This window comes from Candidatus Magnetobacterium casense (genome assembly GCF_019173545.1).
In the GTDB taxonomy this organism is placed as follows: domain Bacteria; phylum Nitrospirota; class Thermodesulfovibrionia; order Thermodesulfovibrionales; family Magnetobacteriaceae; genus Magnetobacterium; species Magnetobacterium cryptolimnobacter.
Genome location: NZ_JABXWD010000800.1, coordinates 1 through 1019, shown reverse-complemented (window position 1 = coordinate 1019; position 1019 = coordinate 1). Strand labels below are relative to the sequence as shown.

Genomic DNA, 1019 nt, shown 5'->3' with positions numbered 1-1019 from the left:
CCAGAACTTTGCTGATGAATTCCGGCCCATTATCCACCCGGATCGTCCTAGGGAGGCTTCTCCGCAAACTGATGTGTTGTAGAACCTCTACCACCCGGTGCCCGCCAAGGTGGGTGTCCACCTCAATGGCCAGGCTCTCACGGGTAAAGTTATCGACTAACGTCAAGAGTCTGATTCTCTGCCCGTTGAAGAGCTCATCACTCATAAAATCCATGCTCCATCCTTCGTTTGGTCCCATGGCCTCCACTCTCTCCATCCTACGATGGGCAGTGACGTGCCGCCGGGGTCTCTTAGGACGCATCATAAGTCCTTCTAACCTGTAAAGCCGGTAGACCCGCTTATGATTGATCCGCCAGCCTTCTCTCTGAAGGAGAACATGCAATCTCCGGTAGCCGTAGCTCGCCCGGGCATAGGCCAGATCCCTCAGCCTTATTCTCAGAGCAGCCTGCTCATCGGCCCGGCTCCGGTAGCGGCAGCTTGTGCGGGAAAGGCTTAGTACCTTGCATACCCTCCGCTCGCTTACCTCGTAGCATACCCGCAGCACCTTCGCTTCTTCCCGTTTCAGAGCAGGCTTTAGTCTTTTTTTCTTAAGACATCCTGGAGCATCTGCTTGTCAAGGGAAAGATCAGCCACCAGCTGCTTCAACTTCCGGTTCTCCTCCTCCAGGATCCGTAGCTTCCTGACCTCGGCCACTCCCATGCCGGCGTACTTCTTCTTCCACCGATAAAACGTCTGCTCGGCAATACCCATTTTACGGCAGACTTCAGGCACCGGAGTGCCCGACTCGGCTTGTCTCATGGCAAAGGCTACCTGCTCTGGACTGTACCTTGAACTCTTCATGGAACAACCCTCCTCCTAAAGTGTGATTATCCCACAAAAGTCTCTTCAACAAAACAGCACCGGAACGAGAGGGAAATATACAGCTGTTTGCGCAGGCCTGGGGGATTGAGAAAGAAAGACTCGAGACCATCCTGGCTCAGCCGTACGGTTTGAAGCGATTATTGACAGGCAAGTTCTAT

General features: G+C 53.7%; 1 pseudogene. It reads right to left on the bottom strand.

Annotated elements, in window-relative coordinates:
- Positions 1 to 840 (bottom strand): annotated as a pseudogene (locus HWQ67_RS20120) (IS3 family transposase); the annotation flags it as partial.
- Positions 841 to 1019 lie beyond the last annotated feature (179 nt).